This is a genomic window from Streptomyces sp. NRRL F-2664 (genome assembly GCF_000719345.1).
Classification (GTDB): Bacteria; Actinomycetota; Actinomycetes; order Streptomycetales; family Streptomycetaceae; genus Streptomyces.
This window is the reverse complement of the sequence record NZ_JOFX01000344.1, coordinates 1-476: the sequence shown is the minus strand read 5'-3', so window position 1 is coordinate 476 and position 476 is coordinate 1. Positions and strand designations below refer to the sequence as shown.

At 75.2% G+C, this 476-nt stretch carries 1 protein-coding gene; it reads right to left on the bottom strand.

What is annotated here, in order from left to right; genetic code table 11:
• Window positions 1–476, bottom strand: a 476-nt coding sequence (locus IF89_RS39630) for a hypothetical protein (RefSeq protein WP_043194964.1), incomplete at both ends; no start/stop codon positions are given.

Sequence of the window (476 nt, the reverse complement as noted above, 5' to 3'; positions counted from 1 at the left end):
CGTCGGGGCCCAGGAGGGAGACCTCGGTGGTGTAGGTGAAGCCGGTCCGCTGGTCGAAGACATCGTCCTCACCCGCGAAACCGCCCCCCGCACCGGTGTAGGCACGGCCCCCCTCCACTGCGGGGGAGAACCGCTGCTCGGGCGCCGCCAGCTCACCGCGGTCGTCGAGGGTGCGCAGGCGGGTCGCGGCCAGCGCCGGCACGGGCGAGCCGGGAACCTCCTCGTAGCCGATCTCGGTCACCGCGCCGAGGGGCGAGGCGACGCGGGTGATGACGGGGCCGTGTCCGGCCAGCGGCCGCCCGTACTCCAGCAGGGTGGCGGCGCCGTCGCTGCCGGTGGCCTTGCGGACCAGCCCGTCCTCCAGTTCGAGGACGGCGGTCAGCCGGTGGCCGTCGCCGGAACGGGCCGGGGCGGTGAAGACGACCCGGCCGTCGTCGTAGGCGACGGTAGTGGCGGCGCCGTAGGGGTCGGTGACA